The following is a 16,139-nucleotide window of genomic DNA, read 5'->3' on the forward strand; positions in this document are numbered from 1 at the left end:
GCTAGGCACCTCCGTGCGGGTGCTTGTCTTTCTGCATGTGCATGATGGTGGTGTAGAACACCCAGCTCACCAGCAGAATGACCAGAAAATAGATCAGCGAGAACGCCGCCGAAGGGCCCAAATCCTGCTGCCCGACCGCCATGGTCGTTAGAGACTGGCTCAAAAAAGTGGTGGCGCTGCCCGGCCCGCCGCCGGTCAGTACAAAGGGCTCGGCGTAGATCATGAACGAGTGCATGAAGCGCAGCAGGACGGCAATCACCAGTACGTTGGTCAGCTTGGGCAACTGGATATAGCGAAACACGGCCCATTTGGAGGCGCGGTCAATGCGTGCGGCCTGGTAGTAGGCTTCGGGAATCGAACGCAGGCCGCTGTAGCAGAGCATCGCGACCAGCGGCGTCCAGTGCCAGACGTCCATCAGAACGATCGTCACCCAGGCATCGCCCGCATTGCGGGTGATGTTGTAGTCAACGCCCAGCTCGCGCAGGCCCCAACCCATCAGGCCGATATCACCCCGGGTAAAGATTTGCCAGATACTGCCCACCACGTTCCAGGGGATGAGCAACGGCAGGGTAATCAAGATCAGTACCGCTGAGGCCTGCCAGCCGCGTTTGGGCATGATCAACGCAATGCCGATTCCCAGCGGAATCTGAATGGCGAGAATAATCAGCGAGAATGAAATCTGGCGAAGAAATGCTGCTTGAAGAGCACTGTCATTGAGCATACTTTCAAACCACTCGGTGCCGGTAAAAAATCTCGCGTTGGGGCCAAGCACATCCTGCACCGAGTAGTTGACCACGGTCATCAGCGGGATGATGGCGGAGAACGCCACCAGTACCAGCATGGGAAGCACCAGCAACCAGGCTCTGTTATTGGGTACCTTGTTATTCATGCTCAGCCTCCACCCGATATTCATCGATATACAGCGCAACGTGGGCATTATCGAAGTGCGCAAACGCCGTTTCACCGACCGGCGGGTGGCCTTCAGGCAGGCGTGCCTTGAAAGGTTGTCCGTTGAGCATGAAGGACAGAAGAGAGTGGGTGCCAAGATCCTGCAAGCTGGCCACTTCAATGGGTATGCTTTCGGTCGTCTGCTGAGAGCTGATAGTGATGAATTCCGGGCGGATACCCAGCTTGATATTGCTGGCGTTCGCGCTGGCTATAGCGCGCTTGAGTAACGCGCTGACCGGTAGGGGCTGTGAGCCGAACATTACCTGATCACCTTGATATTCTACCGCCAGGAAGTTCATGCCGGGGCTGCCAATAAAGTAGCCGACAAAGGTATGCGCGGGGCGTTCAAACAGATCTCGCGGGGTGCCGAACTGAACCACCTGCCCCTCGTACATCACGGCAATTTTATCCGCGAAAGTAGAGGCTTCGAGCTGGTCGTGGGTCACGTAGATCATGGTGATATTGAAGCGCTCGTGAATTTCCTTGAGCTTGCGGCGCAGCTTCCACTTCAACTGCGGGTCGATTACGGTCAGCGGCTCATCAAACAAAATGGCTGTCACATCATCGCGCACCAGCCCGCGACCCATGGAAACTTTCTGCTTCTCATCGGCAGTCAGGTTCTTGGCTTTACGTTTTAACAGCGGGGTAAGGTCCAGAATATCGGCCACTTCGAGTACCTTGGGTTTCACGCGGTGCTCGGGGGTGTTCATGTTACGTAACGGAAAGGCGAGGTTGTCGAATACTGTCATGGTGTCGTAGATCACCGGGAACTGGAACACCTGGGCAATATTGCGCTCTTCAGGAGGCAGCTCATTTACCCGTTGGCCGTCAAACAGCACGTCACCCTCAGAGGGTTCAAGCAGCCCTGAAATGATATTGAGCAGCGTTGACTTGCCACACCCTGAAGGCCCTAACAGCGCATAGGCGCCACCCTGGTGCCAAACGTGATCCATCTGCCGAATGGCGTAATCCGCTGCATGGGTAGGCGTTTTTTCATAGGAGTGTGCAAGGCCTTTAAGGGTGATTTCAGCCATGGGCAGCTCCTCCCTGACGCGCAGGCGTGTGAACGGTATGACCCTGTTTGTTGAAGGCGTAAAGTTGATGGGTAGGGAAGTAGACTTTCAGCGGCTCATTGACGCTGAATTGGTGGATACCTGCCAGATGCAGTACTAGCGGAAAGCGCTCATGGTGAACATGCAAAAAGGTTTCTGAACCACTGATTTCGGCAACGTCTACATGCACATCCAGCGCCAGGTCATCCGCCCTTTGTGGCACCAGGGTGAGATGTGACGCGCGCACGCCAAAGTCGTAATCACCCGGCTCAAGGCGTTTGAGATTGTCATCGCAGGGAAAATGCAGCGTTTGATCAAAGGTGATTTCGGTATCGGTAAGCTGGCCGGGCACAATGTTGATGGGCGGCTCAGAAAACATCTCGGCGCTGAAGCGGCCGTTGGGTTCCCGGTAGACCTGTTCGGTAGGGCCGTACTGAAGCAGCCTGCCTTCATGCAGCACCGCCGTGTTGCCGCCCAGCGCCAGCGCCTCGTTGGGTTCGGTCGTGGCGTATACCGCAATACAGTTGCGCGCCTTGAACAGTTCGCGCAGCTCATCACGCAGTTCTTCACGAAGCTTGTAGTCAAGATTGACCAGCGGTTCATCGAACAGGATTAGATCGGCATCCTTGACCAACGCTCGCCCCATGGCGGTGCGCTGCTGCTGGCCGCCGGAAAGCTCCTCAGGGTAGCGGTTAAGCAGGTGTTCGATATGCAGCATCTCGGCTATTTCGCCCACCCGCTTATCAATTTCGCTTTTGGGATGCTTGGCAAGCTTGAGCGGAGAGGCAATGTTGTCGTAAACGGTGAGGCTGGGGTAGTTGATAAACTGCTGATACACCATGGAAACATTGCGCTTGCGCACGGAGACGTTGGTCACGTCTTTGCCATCCAGGATGATCTTTCCTTGAGTAGGGGGCTCAAGCCCTGCCATAAGACGCATAAGCGTAGTTTTACCCGCTAGCGTACGGCCCAAGAGCACATTGAAGGAGCCCGGCTCAAGCGCCAGGTCTATTCCACTGATATGCGCCACACCGTTAACGATGTGATCAATCTTTTGCAAATGTAAGGACATGCCGATCTCGCAAGCGTCATTGTTATTGGAAATGATCAATTGGGAATGATCATTTGATCGTGCGTGCTGTTGAAAATCGATTAAACGGCGTTGGTTATTAGGTTTTTTGCTTTCGTTTCCGAAAGGCTAGTTGGCCGTTTGTGAACTCGCAACGCGTTTTTGGGCAATCGGGCTACGCTTTTAGGCGTAGATAAAGATAAAAAAACCGGCCCCATGATGGAGCCGGTTGATGACATACGTTTTACGTAAGGCGTTTATTCAGTGCTTTCTGTTTGCTGCTGGTGAATGGGTGTCGCTTTTTTAGCGTTGTGATCAATGAGGGTGTCCTTATTGATGGCAAACGCATCGTAGGCAAAGTCGTCCACCGTCAGCATCTCGAGCACCTGCTTTTCGAATTCGCGCATAAAGACGGTTTCTTCTTCGCTGATCAGGCCCTTTTCGAAGGCGACTTCTACCCGCGCTTCTGGATGAAGCGCCGTCTGTGGAAGCTCGCCCTTGGCATAGGCCTTGTTTACCGTACGATAGATCGCTTCAGCACGGTCATAGTCGACCAGCAATGCATTGTAGCGTGCCAGCGGATTGGGCTGTTCCCCATCATCGGCATCCCAGGTGTTATAAAGCAGCTTGGTGCGCAGCGCGCTATGGGTGGATACTCGTTTGGCGATGTCACGCGCCAAATCATCATGGGGTTTATCCCAACGACGCCCGGTAGGCATGACGACTGCATTAAGCACGCGGCCTAATGCCCGGTTCGGCAGGTTGTCGAAAATCTCAACAAAGGCCTGTTCGGCGCGGTGTAGCAGAAAGCGGCAGCTGTAGTGAAGCAGGGCGTCTTCGCCTTCCACTTTCTCGCCTGTCTGCCACTGCTTAAGCACCATGGAGGCTAAGTAAAGGTTTGAGAGCACATCACCCAAACGGGCTGAAAGCATTTCGCGCTTTTTCAGCGCTGAGCCAAGACTCGCCATTGCGGCGTCGGCGCATAGACCAAATCCGGCGGATAGGCGTGCAATGTCTTGAGCATACGCAGCGGCTGGCCCGTCAAACGGCACGCTTTCCTTACCAAACCCCAGCCCCATGGTAAACGCACGCGCAGCGTTACCGAAAATAAGGCCTGCATGGCTAAAGAAGGCTTTATCAAATGCCTTGATATCATTGGCGTCTTTGGCGGCTAGTTCATCCAGCACGTATGGATGGCAGCGAATCGCACCTTGACCAAAGATCATCAGGTTGCGCGTCATGATGTTGGCGCCTTCCACGGTAATCGCAACCGGGTTGGCACTATAGCCAATACCTAAATAGTTACGCGGGCCGAGGGTAACCGCTTTGCCGCCATGCACATCCATCGCGTCGCTTAACAGCACGCGTTGGAATTCGGTCAGCTGGCTTTTGAGAATAGCCGAGGGAACCGCAGGTTTTTCACCATGATCAATCAGGTTAGCCGTTTGATAAACCGTTGCCTGAGAGATATAGGCCAGAGCGGCCATACGGGCTAACGGCTCTTGAACACCTTCCATTTCGGCCACAGGCACGTTGAACTGGCGGCGAACACGGGTAAAGCCACCGCTCCAGCCCAGCGCATAACGAGCGGTGCCGGTCGCGCCCGAAGGCAGGGTGATACAGCGGCCAATCGATAAGCACTCCACCAGCATGCGCCAGCCCTGGCCAATCATATCTTCACCGCCGATGATGGTATCCAGCGGTACAAAGACATCCACGCCTTTAATCGGGCCATTCATGAACGGGCTGCCGATCGGGTGGTGGCGGCGGCCAATCTCCATGCCTTGGGTGTCGCGCGGGATTAACGCAAGGGTAATGCCGCGGTCTTCTTCATCGCCCAGAAGCTTTTCAGGGTCGAATAAACGGAAGGCCAATCCAACCACAGTGGCAATGGGTGCCAGGGTAATCCAGCGTTTTTCAAACGTCAGGCGTAACCCTAGCGTCTCTTTACCATCGATGATTTGCTTACATACCACACCGGTATCCGGCAGGGACGTAGCATCTGAACCTGCACGTGGGCCTGTCAGACCAAAGCAGGGAATCTCGCGACCATCCGCCAGGCGGGGCAGATAGTGATCTTTTTGTTCCTGAGTGCCGTATTTAAGCAGCAGCTCGCCTGGGCCTAAAGAGTTAGGTACCCCCACAGTAACCATTAGTGTTTCGTTGGCTGAAAGCTTTTGCAATACCATGGATTGGGCTTTGGCCGAGAACCCGAGGCCACCGTACTCCTTGGGAATAATCATCCCAAAGAAGCCTTCTTTTTTCAGGTAGTCCCACAGCTGCTGAGGCAAGTCGGCACGCTCTTGGGCGATATCCCAGGCGTTACACATACCGGCCGCTTTGGCACACTGTATGTCCAAGAAGGCTTGTTCGTCTTCGCGCAGCCCATCATCTGTATAGCTGAGTAGCTTGCTCCACTGGGGCTTGCCAGAAAACAGCTCGCCATCCCATGAGACGCTCCCCGCTTCAAGCGCCGTACGCTCGGTATCCGAAACTTTGGGAGCTACTTTCTTAAAAATATTAAACACACGCGGCGTGAGCCACTGTTTGCGTAGTGAAGGCAGGCCAGCCGCTGCTACGGCAATGGCGCCGATAAGCAGCACCACGCCGATAAACGTGGCATCAACCAGCAGGCCAACCAACCCCAGTATGCCAAGCAGCGTGAGTGCCGCCGAGGCGCCTGCTTCGCGCCGCATGATTATTAGCAGGCCAACCACGGCAAGAATTACAAGTAGTAGGGTGAGCATAGAACGTCTCCATGTATTATTAGGCGCTGTCCGATTATTATCGTTGCTCAGTCTATCGCGTTAACCAGCTGAGTAGGGGCATAAGCGTGAGGTGTATTCGAACAGATGTTTGAATATTGGCAGACCAGCGCCGTTCAGCGCAAGCCACACTGCATTAATACAAGTCACATTTATTAATAGTAGCCTAGTAAAAAAATGCCACGGTCGTAAGCCGTAGCGTTTTGTGAAGTAACCGCACCTTTTTTAAGTACTATTTTAAGTACTGTTTTAAGTACTATTTTTAAGCGCCATTTATACCCGTCTGGCCGGTGTGTCACTGGCGACATGGTAATCGACCTGGGCGGCTGGTAACGGCTCGCGCCCGCGGATGCGGTCAGCGATTTTCTCGGCGAGCATGATCGTCGGAGCGTTCAGGTTGCCGGTGGGGATTACCGGGAACAGCGAGGCATCAACCACCCGTAACCCTTCCAAGCCGTGTACCCGGCCTTGGCCATCCGTTACCGAAAGTACGTCCTCGCCCATTCGGCAACTGCCACAGGGGTGATAGGCCGTTTCAGCATGCTGTTTGATGAATTGATCAAGCGCTTCGTCGGTGTGTATCTCGGCGCCGGGGGCAACCTCACGGCCTCGATATCGATCGAACGCCGGCTGGGCGATAATCTCGCGGGTCAGGCGAATCGCATCGCGAAATTCTTGCCAGTCTTTTGCCTTGGACATGTAATTAAACAAAATGCTGGGCGCGGCGTGAGGATCTTTAGAGGTTAGCTTAATGCGCCCGCGGCTTTCAGAGCGCATGGAACCTACGTGGGCCTGAAATCCATGGGCTTGAACAGCACTTTTGCCGTTATAGCTAATTGCGATGGGTAAAAAGTGGTACTGCAGATTAGGCCACTCTTCTGCATCGCGGCTGCGGATAAACGCACACGCTTCAAATTGGTTGCTGGCACCAATCCCCGTTCCTTTAAATAGCCACTCGGCGCCTATCATGGGCTGGTTGTGCCATTTAAGAGCAGGGTAGAGGGAGATAGGCTCTTTACACTCGTATTGTATGTACATCTCCAAATGATCTTGAAGATTTTCACCTACCCCTGGCAGTGCATGAATTATCTCGATACCTAGCGATTCGAGCAGTTCGGGATTGCCCACGCCTGAGCGCTGCAGAATTTGCGGTGAGGCAATGGCGCCGCCGCACAGCAGTACTTCTCGCCGGGCACGAGCTGTCTGTGCTTTCCCTTTGCGCTCATAGCGCACGCCCTTCGCGCGTTTACCTTCAAACGTAATCACATCGGTAACGGCATGGGTTTTAATGGTCAGGTTGGCGCGCTGCTTGGCGATATCCAGATAGCCCCGCGCGGTGGAGGCGCGCCGCCCGTTAGGCGTAACGAATCGATCCATGGGGCCGAAGCCCTCCTGCTGGTAGCCGTTAACGTCTTTGGTCTCTGGGTAGCCTGCCTGTTTGCCCGCTTCAATAAAGATGCGATAAAGCGGATTGTTACCGTCTTTGGGTGTGATAACGCTGACCGGGCCGTCACCGCCGTGGTAATCGTTCGGGCCAATGTCGCGGGTTTCCGATTTTTTAAAGTAGGGTAGGCAGCTTAAGTAGTCCCAATCTTCCAGGCCGGGCTGCCTGGCCCAGTTATCGTAATCCAGCGCGTTGCCGCGGATGTAGCACATGCCGTTGATCAGTGAAGAGCCGCCCAACCCTTTGCCACGGCCACACTCCATTCGGCGGCCATCCATATAGGGCTCCGGGTCGGTTTCAAACGCCCAGTTGTAGCGCTTTCCCTGGAGTGGAAAGGCAAGTGCTGCGGGCATTTGGGTACGAAAATCGAGCCGATAGTCCGGACCACCGGCTTCCAATAGCAGAACGCTGACATCGCTATCTTCGGTTAAACGTGTGGCCAGTACGTTCCCCGCTGAGCCAGCGCCGATAATGATGTAGTCGAATTCATGCGGTTGCGACATGGTTTTACCTTGATAGTGAGTCGGATAATCTGCGTGTCTGCTGCTTCGCTTTAAAACACCGACTCAAAGGGACCCATCTCGATTTGTACCGACTTGGTCTGGGTATAGTGGTTAAGCGTCTCGATACCGTTTTCACGACCAATACCCGACTCTTTATAGCCGCCAACCGGCATTTCAGAAGGCGATTCACCCCACGTATTGATCCAGCAAATACCCGCTTCCAGCTGATGAATAACGCGGTGAGCACGGTTTAAGCTTTCGCTAAATACGCCGGCCGCCAGGCCATATTGGGTATCGTTGGCGCGACGAATCACTTCGGTCTCATCATCAAAGACCAACACCGACATGACCGGACCGAAAATTTCTTCCTTCACAATGCGCATATCGTCAGTGCAATCGGTAAATACCGTAGGGGCCGCCCAGGCGCCGTTAGCCCAGTGGCCATTCGTCCAATCATCACCCCCGACCAGTACGCGCGCGCCTTGCTGTTTGCCCAGCGCAATGTAGGAAAGCACCTTCTCCTGATGCTCAAAACTGACCAGCGGGCCGAAGTTCACACTGGGATCCATCGGATCGCCCGCTTTGATGCGCTTGACGCGCTCCGTAAGCTTGGCTTCAAACGCATCTTTAACACCGCGCTCGATAAATACACGAGTACCGTTGGTGCAAATTTGGCCGCTGGAGTAGAAGTTAGCCATCATGGCTGCATCGGCGGCGCGATCAAGATCGGCGTCGGCAAAGATGATCAGCGGTGATTTGCCGCCCAGCTCCATCGTCACGTCTTTAAGCGTGGAGCTTGCCGCTGCGGCCATGACTTTTTTGCCGGTACCTGCTTCGCCGGTAAACGACACTTTGGCAATGCCAGGGTGCTCGGTCAGCATCGCGCCTACGCGGCCGTCGCCTTGCACTACGTTGAACACGCCATCGGGCAGGCCTGCTTCGGTAAAAATTTCGGCGAGTTTGATCGCGCTCAGCGGTGTGACTTCGCTGGGTTTAAACACCACCGCATTACCCGCTGCCAGCGCAGGTGCGGCTTTCCAGCAGGCGATTTGAATGGGGTAATTCCAGGCGCCGATAGCGCCAATAACGCCCAGTGGCTCTCGGCGGGTATACACAAACGAGCTTTCCCGCAGCGGGATTTGGCTACCTTCGATGGCGGGTGCTAGCCCTGCGTAATACTCCAGCGCATCAGCGCCGGTCACGATATCAACGCTGGCCGTTTCACTAATCGGCTTGCCGGTACTGCGGGTTTCAAGCTCCGCCAGTTCATCATTGCGCTCGCGGAGCAGGGCAACGGCTCGTAACAAAATACGCGAGCGCTGCATGCCGGTCATGGCGGCCCATTCACGCTGGCCTTTTTGCGCGGCTTTTACTGCCGCGTCAACATCCTGTTGACTTGCTTGGCCAATCGTTGCCAGAAAACTACCGTCATAAGGGTTGGTAACGGTAAAAGTATCGCCTGAGGTAGCGGCGAGCGGGCGACCATTAATATACAGAGGCTGTACGTCTTGAGCGGCCATGTTGGTCTCCTTTAAAAGCTTAATGAGCGAATGCAACATGCTGGCATCCGTGATGCGCTAACAGTTGATCAAGATAGTGGTAGGCAAGGTGGCGAGCTTCGTCGGTATCCAGGCCTTCGGGCGTTAAAGCACCGCGCAGCCATAAACCATCAATCATGGCGGCTAGTCCGCGGGCGGCTTTGCGGGCTTCGGCATGTGGTAACACTCGGCGAAACTGATGGCATAAATTGGCGTACAGGCGCCGATCATTGACGCGCTGCAGGCGTTGAAGCATGGGCTTATGCATGCTGCTGGCCCAGAAGGCGAGCCAGGTTTTGGCGGCAGGGCCAGTCACCTGAGTACGGTCGAAGTTGCCTTCAATAATGGCGCCAATGTGCGCCCTGGGCGAGTTGTCATTCAACGCCATACGGCGCATTGACACGGCGTCAGTAAGGTCGGTCAATATCTGGCGCATGGTGGCTTCCAGCAGGCCATCCTTGCCCCCAAAGTAGTGGCTGATAATCCCCGCCGAAACGCCCGCGTGACTTGCTATTCGCATGATGGTTGCTTCTGCCAACCCTACCTCATCAATGGCCGCCATCGTGGCGTGAATTAACTGCTGGCGGCGTATTGGTTCCATTCCTACCTTGGGCACAGCGATCTCCTAATGACGTTGAATGCCCACCTTGCAACCTAGGGTTAGGCATGATTACCTGTCTATCTTAGCTTTTTTTATTGATCGTTCAATCAATAAAAATTCATGGTACACGGAGCTGGCGTTTAAATAAAAAGCATGCACATTTAAACAACATGTCCATTTAAACAAGTAGAAGGGGAGTGGTAATGAAATACGTCTATTTTTGCGGTTTAAGCGCGCTATTAATGGGATCTGCCGTACCAGCGATTGCTCAGGCGGATGACTGTTCGCGCGTACGTTTTGCAGAAGTTGGCTGGACCGATATTACCGCGACCACAGCTTTGGCAAGTGAAGTATTAGAGGCGCTGGGCTACGAGCCTAGAGTGGATACGGTGTCCGTCCCGATTGCATATGCGGGCATGCGCAACAATGATTTTGATGTCTTTCTAGGTAATTGGATGCCTTCAATGGCGTCCATCAGCGACCCGTATATTGAAAGTGGCGATGTTGAACGCCTGGTTGCCAATCTTAAAGGCGCCAAGTACACATTGGCCGTTCCGCAGTACGTGTACGATGCAGGGGTTACCTCGGTGAATGATTTGGCGGCCCACGCTGATCAATTTAATCATCGTGTACATGGCATTGAAGCCGGTAACGATGGCAATGAGCTCATCCAGCAGATGATTGATGATAACGCTTATGACCTGGGCGATTGGCAGGTCGTGGACTCCAGTGAAGCGGGCATGCTTTCTGAGCTTACTACGCGGGTTCCCAATGAAGAGTGGATGGTCTTCTTGGGGTGGGAGCCGCATCCCATGAATACTAATTTTGAGATGGCCTACTTATCAGGCGCGGATGACTACTTTGGGCCTGACCTGGGTGGCGCCACGGTACACACCAATACGCGCGCCGGGTTTGTCGAAGCATGCCCGAACGTGGGTACGTTACTTGGCAATATGACCTTTACGCTGGAAATGGAAAATCAGTTAATGAGCGCGATTATGGATGATGGCGTTGACCCTCGCGCTGCTGCCAATCGCTATTTAAAAGAGAACGACGATTTATTGGAGACATGGCTTGAAGGTGTGACGACTCTGGAGGGTGAGCCAGCTCTGCCAGCCGTTCAGGCCGCGCTATAAGCAGGTTATCAGCCGATTCAAAGGCAAGCCTGTTTGCGGCTTGCCTTTTGCATCGAGAATAGGCATAATCTGCACCCGCTGATGTCGGAAAGGCTACGTAGCTCAGCTGGTTAGAGCACATCACTCATAATGATGGGGTCCCCTGTTCAAATCAGGGCGTAGCCACCAAACTCAGCGCCGCAGTACACTTTTAGTTCATGTGTATTGCTATGGTGGCCCCTTAGGTCCTCCCGCAACGCTAAACTGCGAACCCCGCCAGGCCCGGAAGGGAGCAACGGTAGTGGTGGCTGCGTGTGCCGGGATGTGGCTTTTGGGGCCGCCTCCATTTCTGCTATACCCCTCCCAGATTGCCGTAAACTTGCCTTAACCTCCATTTGCTCAGTATCAATCGCGCGCATGCATTCTGCTAGAACGTCCCTGGATAAGCGCCGCCGTCGAGTAAAATATTCTGCCCGGTCAGATAGCCCGCGTGTTCGCTGCACATAAACGCACAGAAGGCGCCGAACTCTTCAGCTGTACCGAACCGTCGTGCAGGCACTCCTTGAGCACGCTGCTCGCGTACCTGCTCAATGTCTTGCTGGGTTTTCTCGGCGACGTTTTTGAAGTTGCCGCGTAGGCGATCTGTGTCAAAAGAGCCGGGTAGCAGGTTGTTGATCGTGACATTGCATGAGGCAAGTTGTGGCTGGCGCGCGAGCCCGGCGACGAAGCCGGTCAGCCCGCTGCGTGCACCGTTGGAAAGCCCGAGGATGTCAATGGGGGCTTTCACAGCACCTGACGTGATATTGACCACGCGTCCAAAGCCGTTGGCGGCCATGCGGTCTACCGTCGCCTTGATCAGCGCTATCGGCGTGATCATGTTGGCATCCACGGCCTGTATCCAATCTTCACGATCCCAGTCGCGGAAATCACCGGGTGGTGGCCCGCCGTTGTTATTGATCAGAATATCGACCTGCGGGCAGGCTGCAAGCAGTGCTTCGCGCACTTCTTCATGCCCAATATCGCCGGGTACCGGGCGAACTTCAATTTCAGGGTTCAGTGCCCGTAATGCTTCGGCGGTTTTCTCGAGCACCTCGGCGTTACGCGAGTTGATGGCTAGGTTGACACCTTCTTTGGCGAGCGCTTCAGCACAGCCCCGGCCTAACCCTTTGCTTGCTGCACAAATCACTGCCCAGCGCCCCGTGATTCCCAGATCCATATGTGTGCTCCTTCTTGTTCAATTTGCGGCTTTAACGTAATGAATAGTCACCATTGATCGATAATAGTATGCCAGTAACGAATTTGGCGCTTTATGGGGCAGGGAATAAAACTGAACTGGCTAGATCATGGGCTATGGGCACAGCCAAACCAAACAAATGGCTATGAAGCTGCGGCCTTCTCAATATGCAGATAGAGAGGGTCAAATTCGCCTGCTTGCTGTATTTTGTCCCAGTCAGGTATGGTCATTCGACTTTTCTCAGTGCTGATCAAGCCATCTGAGCGCAGCGCTTGAAAGACTCGGTTCACATGAACCGGTGTCATTCCTGTCGCGTCTGCTATTTCTGCCTGGGTAACGGGCATGTTGAACGTATTGTCCTCAACTAAACCTACCGCCTTTAAGCGCAGCATTAGTTCACAGATGATATGGGCAATGCGAGAGTAAGCTTCGCGCTGGCCTATATTCAAAAGCCATTCACGAAAGAGTGAGGCATGTACAAGCGTTTCACGCCAAAAAACGGCGGTTAAGCGGGGGTGGTGCTCACACAAGTGGTATAAATCCTTGTGCTGAATAAAACCGAGTTTGCAGGGACTGATCGAGGCAATATTAATATCCAGAACCTTCAAATGTAGGCTTTGCAGATCAGGGATATCACCTGGCACATGCAGAGCCATTATCTGGCGTTTGCCTTCGAAAGACACTTTATAGACACACGTAAAACCCTCAACGATCAAGCAGCAGTAGGCCGGTTGATCCCCAACTCTCACAATATCGTGATTAGTTTTGACGTCTTTTGTTTGAACCGGTAGGTCCATGAGCCCTTGTTTTTCCTCGTCGGTGAGAGGAAAAATGCTGTCCAGCTTGCGGATTATCATTTGGTTGGGAGAGTACGGCGCTATGGTCATGTTGGACTCCATAGTTTGCAGAAATGAAGCCACATGCAACATTTACCTGCTCGTGTGCTGATAATGTGAATCTAGCCTTGAGCATGCTGCACATGAAGGGAAATAGCCAGAAATTATCAGTTGTGCAGCCCAATAATCGTAATGTACGTTAAGCAGTTATTTTTAATGTTCTTCTTGGCAAAGTGCTGTATGCAGAATTTAAAGGCCAGATGGCGCTTGTACAAGGCACAGCTGACTGAAGCAGGTAGCTCTTGGCGTTCCTTATTGACTACGCGGGCAGGTAGGAAAACTTCTTATTTTATTCGGCATGACAGCAGAGTTTCTTTGAGATATAGCTACTCAGGCGTTAAAAAATTAAGGGTTAAACATTGGCTGTGGGAATTCTCATTAAGGCAGCCAGTCTGCTCTGCCGACCATGCAGTAAATCTGCCAGCGTGTAATTATCCAAAACGCCCAGAAAAGCCTCTAGCGCATCATTAAGAATTGGTTTTAGGCGGCAAGAAGGAGTGATGACGCAAGCATTGTCGTCCCGAAAACACTCGACGAGCGCCATTTCCTGCTCGGTGTCTCGTATCAACGCTCCTAATCGAATAAGCTCGGGCGCGCGATTGAGCCAAAGCCCGCCATGTTTGCCGCGAATTGCTTTAAGGTATTCTTTTTGATGTAATTCCTGGACAATTTTCATCAAGTGATTGCGCGAGATCGAGAACGTCTCGGCAATTTCCGTAATGGTTGTCCGCTGTTCACCCTTGGTTGCCAGATAAAGCAGCACGCGAATCGAATAATCCGTAAAGCGAGTTAAATGCATAGCAGGCCGAAGGTGGATTAAACGCTGCATTGTACGGCGTTTGTCGGGCGTGGGGAATGTCCTTTCTAACAGCGGGGTCATCAAGGAGCAGCCAGGATGCCGCTCTATATGCCTATTCGTCAGGGGTCGATGATTTTTTTAACCTATGACAGATAAATCGTTAGCAAGGGGGTATAGCATGGACAAACGATATAAACAGTGTTCGTACATATTAGCTGCACGGGAAAGCTGTCTCAGGGAGGTCGTATGAGCTATGACATAGCCCTTAAGCGGGTCTATTCAGCGTTTGAAGAAGATGATGGCGCACGTATATTGGTCGACCGCCTATGGCCACGCGGAAAAGAGCGTGCTTCATTAGCGTTGACCGACTGGTACCGGGATGCAGCGCCATCTTCTGCACTTCGGCGCGATTATCATCAGCAAAAAATTAGCGAGGCCTCCTTTCAAACCCGCTACCGGTTGGAGCTAAAAGAGTCTGCTGACGCGCTATTGCCCCTGATGCGTTACGCCCGGCAAAGCAAACTTACGCTGTTGACCGCCTCGCGCCAACTTGAGCAGTCACATTTGCCTATTCTGCGTGAAGCACTGTTAGACGCTCTTGAAGAGGAAGATCGTAGTGACCGTGAGCCAGCATCTTCACCGTGTTTGTTAAGCCAGCAGAGCGAGATCTAAATATTTGAGTTATTTATGACATTAAAGCGTGGAGTATTCCGCGTGTTTTTACTGGTAGTGTTGACGCTTGGCTTATTGCTGGTGGGCCCCGCGTGGATGCTTGCCAGCGGCATGATTGTGACGGATGCACACTGGTCAACGCTTGATCGCTCCTCATCAGGGTTGGCGCCGCATCCCGATGCATCAGCCGATGCGGTTATACAGGTCTATGCTGCTCATACCTATAATTGGCGTGGCGCTTTTGGCGTTCACCCATGGATCGCAATGAAGAAGCCGGGGGCGTCGCACTATTATATTTATCAAGTAATGAGTTGGCGCCGACCTACGGTTGTCGCTGCGGAGGATATGCCGGATCGTGCCTGGTATGGCAATACACCCTCGCTTTTGGCCGACTATCGTGGGGAGGATGCGGCGGCGCTTATTCCGGCTATTGAGGAAGCGATCGCTCGCTACCCCAGCGCTGAGCAGTATCGAATATGGCCAGGCCCTAATAGCAATACGTTTGTTGCATGGGTCGCTCGCGAAGTCGACGGGTTTGATGTCACGCTGCCGGTGACGGCCGTCGGCAAGGATTACTTGTTTGATACATTGATTGCCCCGGTGCCCAGCGGTACCGGCTACCAGCTTTCGCTGGGCGGTATGGCGGGGCTACTGATAGCGCTTGAAGAAGGTATTGAAATAAATCTGCTGGGGCTATCGGTCGGAATTGACGTTAAGCACCCAGCGCTTAAATTACCGGGCGTGGGGCGTCTAGGCATGCCTGCCAATGTTTTAGGTAATGGTCCTTTCGAAACGCCGTGAATCACTACTAAGAGCCCCACATCTTGATGTTGAATAAGCCTTTTGGTTATTAATTTATTATTTAAGTGCAGCTTTTATACAGCTGCACTTTTTTTGTGCGCTTAGAAAGCTTGATAATAAAAATACACACTGAAAAAATCTTTCTCCTGACTGGAGTATTTTAGAACGCTATGGAAATATATTCCTGATTATGGCTTTCAGGAGAAATAAATTGCTTATTGATCGCTTCGATTTGAAAATTATTGAACAGCTTCAGCGTAATGATAACCTTTCTATTGCCCAGCTTGCAGAAGGCGTAGGGCTTTCGGTCACCCCTTGCTGGCGTCGAATTCAGCGCCTTGAGAAAGAAGGCGTAATCGAAAAAAGAATCGCGGTCCTAAACCCTGAAAAGCTTAATCTTGGCTTGACCGTGTTTGTCATGATTAAAACCGATAAACACAATCAAACCTGGCTGGATGCTTTCAAAGAAGCCGTTCAGTCTTTCCCCGAGGTGATGGAAGTTAATCGGCTAGCGGGAGAGTACGATTATTTGCTTAAGGTCATTACGCGCGATAACCAATCATTTGATGCCTTTTATAAAAGGCTTATCGCTAAAATAGAGCTCAGTAATGTCACATCGTGCTTCTCAATGGAACAGGTCAAAAAAACTACCGAGCTGCCACTCGGCGACGTCATCTGAATGGATTGAATATATTCGTGATG

The 16,139-nt window shown here is 52.9% G+C and carries 14 protein-coding genes, 1 tRNA gene and 1 other RNA gene; 6 read left to right on the top strand and 10 right to left on the bottom strand.

The genetic code is table 11. The features are described 5' to 3' along the window. Nucleotide 1 precedes the first annotated feature (1 nt). From D467_RS0102700 to betI, 7 genes are all read right to left on the bottom strand, one after another. Nucleotides 2–889 carry a carbohydrate ABC transporter permease gene (locus D467_RS0102700; protein ID WP_018915970.1) on the bottom strand — a complete coding sequence of 296 codons (888 nt, stop codon included), beginning with the start codon at nt 887–889 and terminating at the stop codon, nt 2–4. After that, entirely contained in the window at nt 882–1,982 is a 1,101-nt protein-coding gene (locus D467_RS0102705) for an ABC transporter ATP-binding protein (protein ID WP_018915971.1), read from the bottom strand. Before D467_RS0102705 ends, D467_RS0102700 begins: the two co-directional genes overlap by 8 nt. After that, a complete protein-coding gene (locus tag D467_RS0102710; RefSeq protein WP_026285581.1) occupies nt 1,975–3,072 on the bottom strand; it encodes an ABC transporter ATP-binding protein in 1,098 nt (365 codons plus the stop codon). The genes D467_RS0102705 and D467_RS0102710 overlap by 8 nt, the downstream gene beginning before the upstream one ends. A gap of 254 nt (nt 3,073–3,326) precedes the next feature. Further along, nucleotides 3,327–5,816, bottom strand: a complete 2,490-nt coding sequence (locus D467_RS0102715; protein ID WP_018915973.1) for an acyl-CoA dehydrogenase — start codon at nt 5,814–5,816, stop codon at nt 3,327–3,329. Nucleotides 5,817–6,107: 291 nt separating this feature from the next. Next, the gene (gene betA, locus D467_RS0102720) at nt 6,108–7,781 is read right to left on the bottom strand and encodes a choline dehydrogenase (RefSeq protein WP_018915974.1); all 1,674 of its coding nucleotides are present in this window, start codon (nt 7,779–7,781) and stop codon (nt 6,108–6,110) included. 50 nt (nt 7,782–7,831) lie between these two features. Beyond that, complete coding sequence (betB, locus tag D467_RS0102725) at nt 7,832–9,301, bottom strand: betaine-aldehyde dehydrogenase (protein ID WP_018915975.1); 1,470 nt, start codon at nt 9,299–9,301, stop codon at nt 7,832–7,834. 19 nt (nt 9,302–9,320) lie between these two features. Next, complete coding sequence (gene betI, locus D467_RS0102730) at nt 9,321–9,935, bottom strand: transcriptional regulator BetI (RefSeq protein WP_208596455.1); 615 nt, start codon at nt 9,933–9,935, stop codon at nt 9,321–9,323. 188 nt (nt 9,936–10,123) lie between these two features. On the opposite strand from betI, the gene D467_RS0102735 reads away from it, so the two are divergent. From D467_RS0102735 to ffs, 3 genes are all read left to right on the top strand, one after another. After that, nucleotides 10,124–11,056: a choline ABC transporter substrate-binding protein gene (locus tag D467_RS0102735; RefSeq protein WP_018915977.1), complete on the top strand. Its 933-nt coding sequence runs from the start codon at nt 10,124–10,126 to the stop codon at nt 11,054–11,056. Nucleotides 11,057–11,147: 91 nt separating this feature from the next. Beyond that, nucleotides 11,148–11,224, top strand: a tRNA-Met gene (locus tag D467_RS0102740). A 51-nt stretch (nt 11,225–11,275) separates the two neighbouring features. Then, an RNA gene (ffs, locus tag D467_RS19640) (signal recognition particle sRNA small type) lies at nt 11,276–11,372 on the top strand. Nucleotides 11,373–11,462: 90 nt separating this feature from the next. Here ffs and D467_RS0102745 read toward each other — a convergent pair. From D467_RS0102745 to D467_RS0102755, 3 genes are all read right to left on the bottom strand, one after another. Next, nucleotides 11,463–12,251 carry an SDR family oxidoreductase gene (locus D467_RS0102745; RefSeq protein ID WP_018915978.1) on the bottom strand — a complete coding sequence of 263 codons (789 nt, stop codon included), beginning with the start codon at nt 12,249–12,251 and terminating at the stop codon, nt 11,463–11,465. Between the two features lie 161 nt (nt 12,252–12,412). Next, a complete protein-coding gene (locus D467_RS0102750) occupies nt 12,413–13,156 on the bottom strand; it encodes a Crp/Fnr family transcriptional regulator (protein ID WP_018915979.1) in 744 nt (247 codons plus the stop codon). A gap of 361 nt (nt 13,157–13,517) precedes the next feature. Then, on the bottom strand, nt 13,518–13,964 hold the full coding sequence (locus D467_RS0102755; RefSeq protein ID WP_026285582.1) for an Rrf2 family transcriptional regulator: 447 nt from the start codon (nt 13,962–13,964) through the stop codon (nt 13,518–13,520). Nucleotides 13,965–14,210: 246 nt separating this feature from the next. On the opposite strand from D467_RS0102755, the gene D467_RS0102760 reads away from it, so the two are divergent. The 3 genes from D467_RS0102760 to D467_RS0102770 all read left to right on the top strand — a co-directional run bounded on the left by D467_RS0102760 (nt 14,211) and on the right by D467_RS0102770 (nt 16,116). After that, on the top strand, nt 14,211–14,636 hold the full coding sequence (locus D467_RS0102760; protein WP_018915981.1) for a DUF488 domain-containing protein: 426 nt from the start codon (nt 14,211–14,213) through the stop codon (nt 14,634–14,636). Nucleotides 14,637–14,651: 15 nt separating this feature from the next. Continuing rightward, on the top strand, nt 14,652–15,437 hold the full coding sequence (locus D467_RS0102765) for a DUF3750 domain-containing protein (RefSeq protein ID WP_040459987.1): 786 nt from the start codon (nt 14,652–14,654) through the stop codon (nt 15,435–15,437). Between the two features lie 211 nt (nt 15,438–15,648). Continuing rightward, entirely contained in the window at nt 15,649–16,116 is a 468-nt protein-coding gene (locus D467_RS0102770; RefSeq protein ID WP_018915983.1) for an Lrp/AsnC family transcriptional regulator, read from the top strand. Nucleotides 16,117–16,139: the final 23 nt, after the last annotated feature.

The organism is Vreelandella zhanjiangensis DSM 21076 (genome assembly GCF_000377665.1).
In the GTDB taxonomy this organism is placed as follows: domain Bacteria; phylum Pseudomonadota; class Gammaproteobacteria; order Pseudomonadales; family Halomonadaceae; genus Vreelandella; species Vreelandella zhanjiangensis.

What these genes read in the sequence shown, in the direction of transcription:
- D467_RS0102750 (WP_018915979.1), bottom strand. Translation starts at nt 13,156, where the DNA reads ATGACCATAGCGCCGTACTCTCCCAACCAAATGATAATCCGCAAGCTG.
- D467_RS0102760 (WP_018915981.1), top strand. Translation starts at nt 14,211, where the DNA reads ATGAGCTATGACATAGCCCTTAAGCGGGTCTATTCAGCGTTTGAAGAA.
- D467_RS0102700 (WP_018915970.1), bottom strand. Translation starts at nt 889, where the DNA reads ATGAATAACAAGGTACCCAATAACAGAGCCTGGTTGCTGGTGCTTCCC.
- D467_RS0102745 (WP_018915978.1), bottom strand. Translation starts at nt 12,251, where the DNA reads ATGGATCTGGGAATCACGGGGCGCTGGGCAGTGATTTGTGCAGCAAGC.
- D467_RS0102715 (WP_018915973.1), bottom strand. Translation starts at nt 5,816, where the DNA reads ATGCTCACCCTACTACTTGTAATTCTTGCCGTGGTTGGCCTGCTAATA.
- D467_RS0102765 (WP_040459987.1), top strand. Translation starts at nt 14,652, where the DNA reads ATGACATTAAAGCGTGGAGTATTCCGCGTGTTTTTACTGGTAGTGTTG.
- betB (WP_018915975.1), bottom strand. Translation starts at nt 9,301, where the DNA reads ATGGCCGCTCAAGACGTACAGCCTCTGTATATTAATGGTCGCCCGCTC.
- D467_RS0102705 (WP_018915971.1), bottom strand. Translation starts at nt 1,982, where the DNA reads ATGGCTGAAATCACCCTTAAAGGCCTTGCACACTCCTATGAAAAAACG.
- betA (WP_018915974.1), bottom strand. Translation starts at nt 7,781, where the DNA reads ATGTCGCAACCGCATGAATTCGACTACATCATTATCGGCGCTGGCTCA.
- D467_RS0102755 (WP_026285582.1), bottom strand. Translation starts at nt 13,964, where the DNA reads ATGCATTTAACTCGCTTTACGGATTATTCGATTCGCGTGCTGCTTTAT.
- D467_RS0102710 (WP_026285581.1), bottom strand. Translation starts at nt 3,072, where the DNA reads ATGTCCTTACATTTGCAAAAGATTGATCACATCGTTAACGGTGTGGCG.
- D467_RS0102735 (WP_018915977.1), top strand. Translation starts at nt 10,124, where the DNA reads ATGAAATACGTCTATTTTTGCGGTTTAAGCGCGCTATTAATGGGATCT.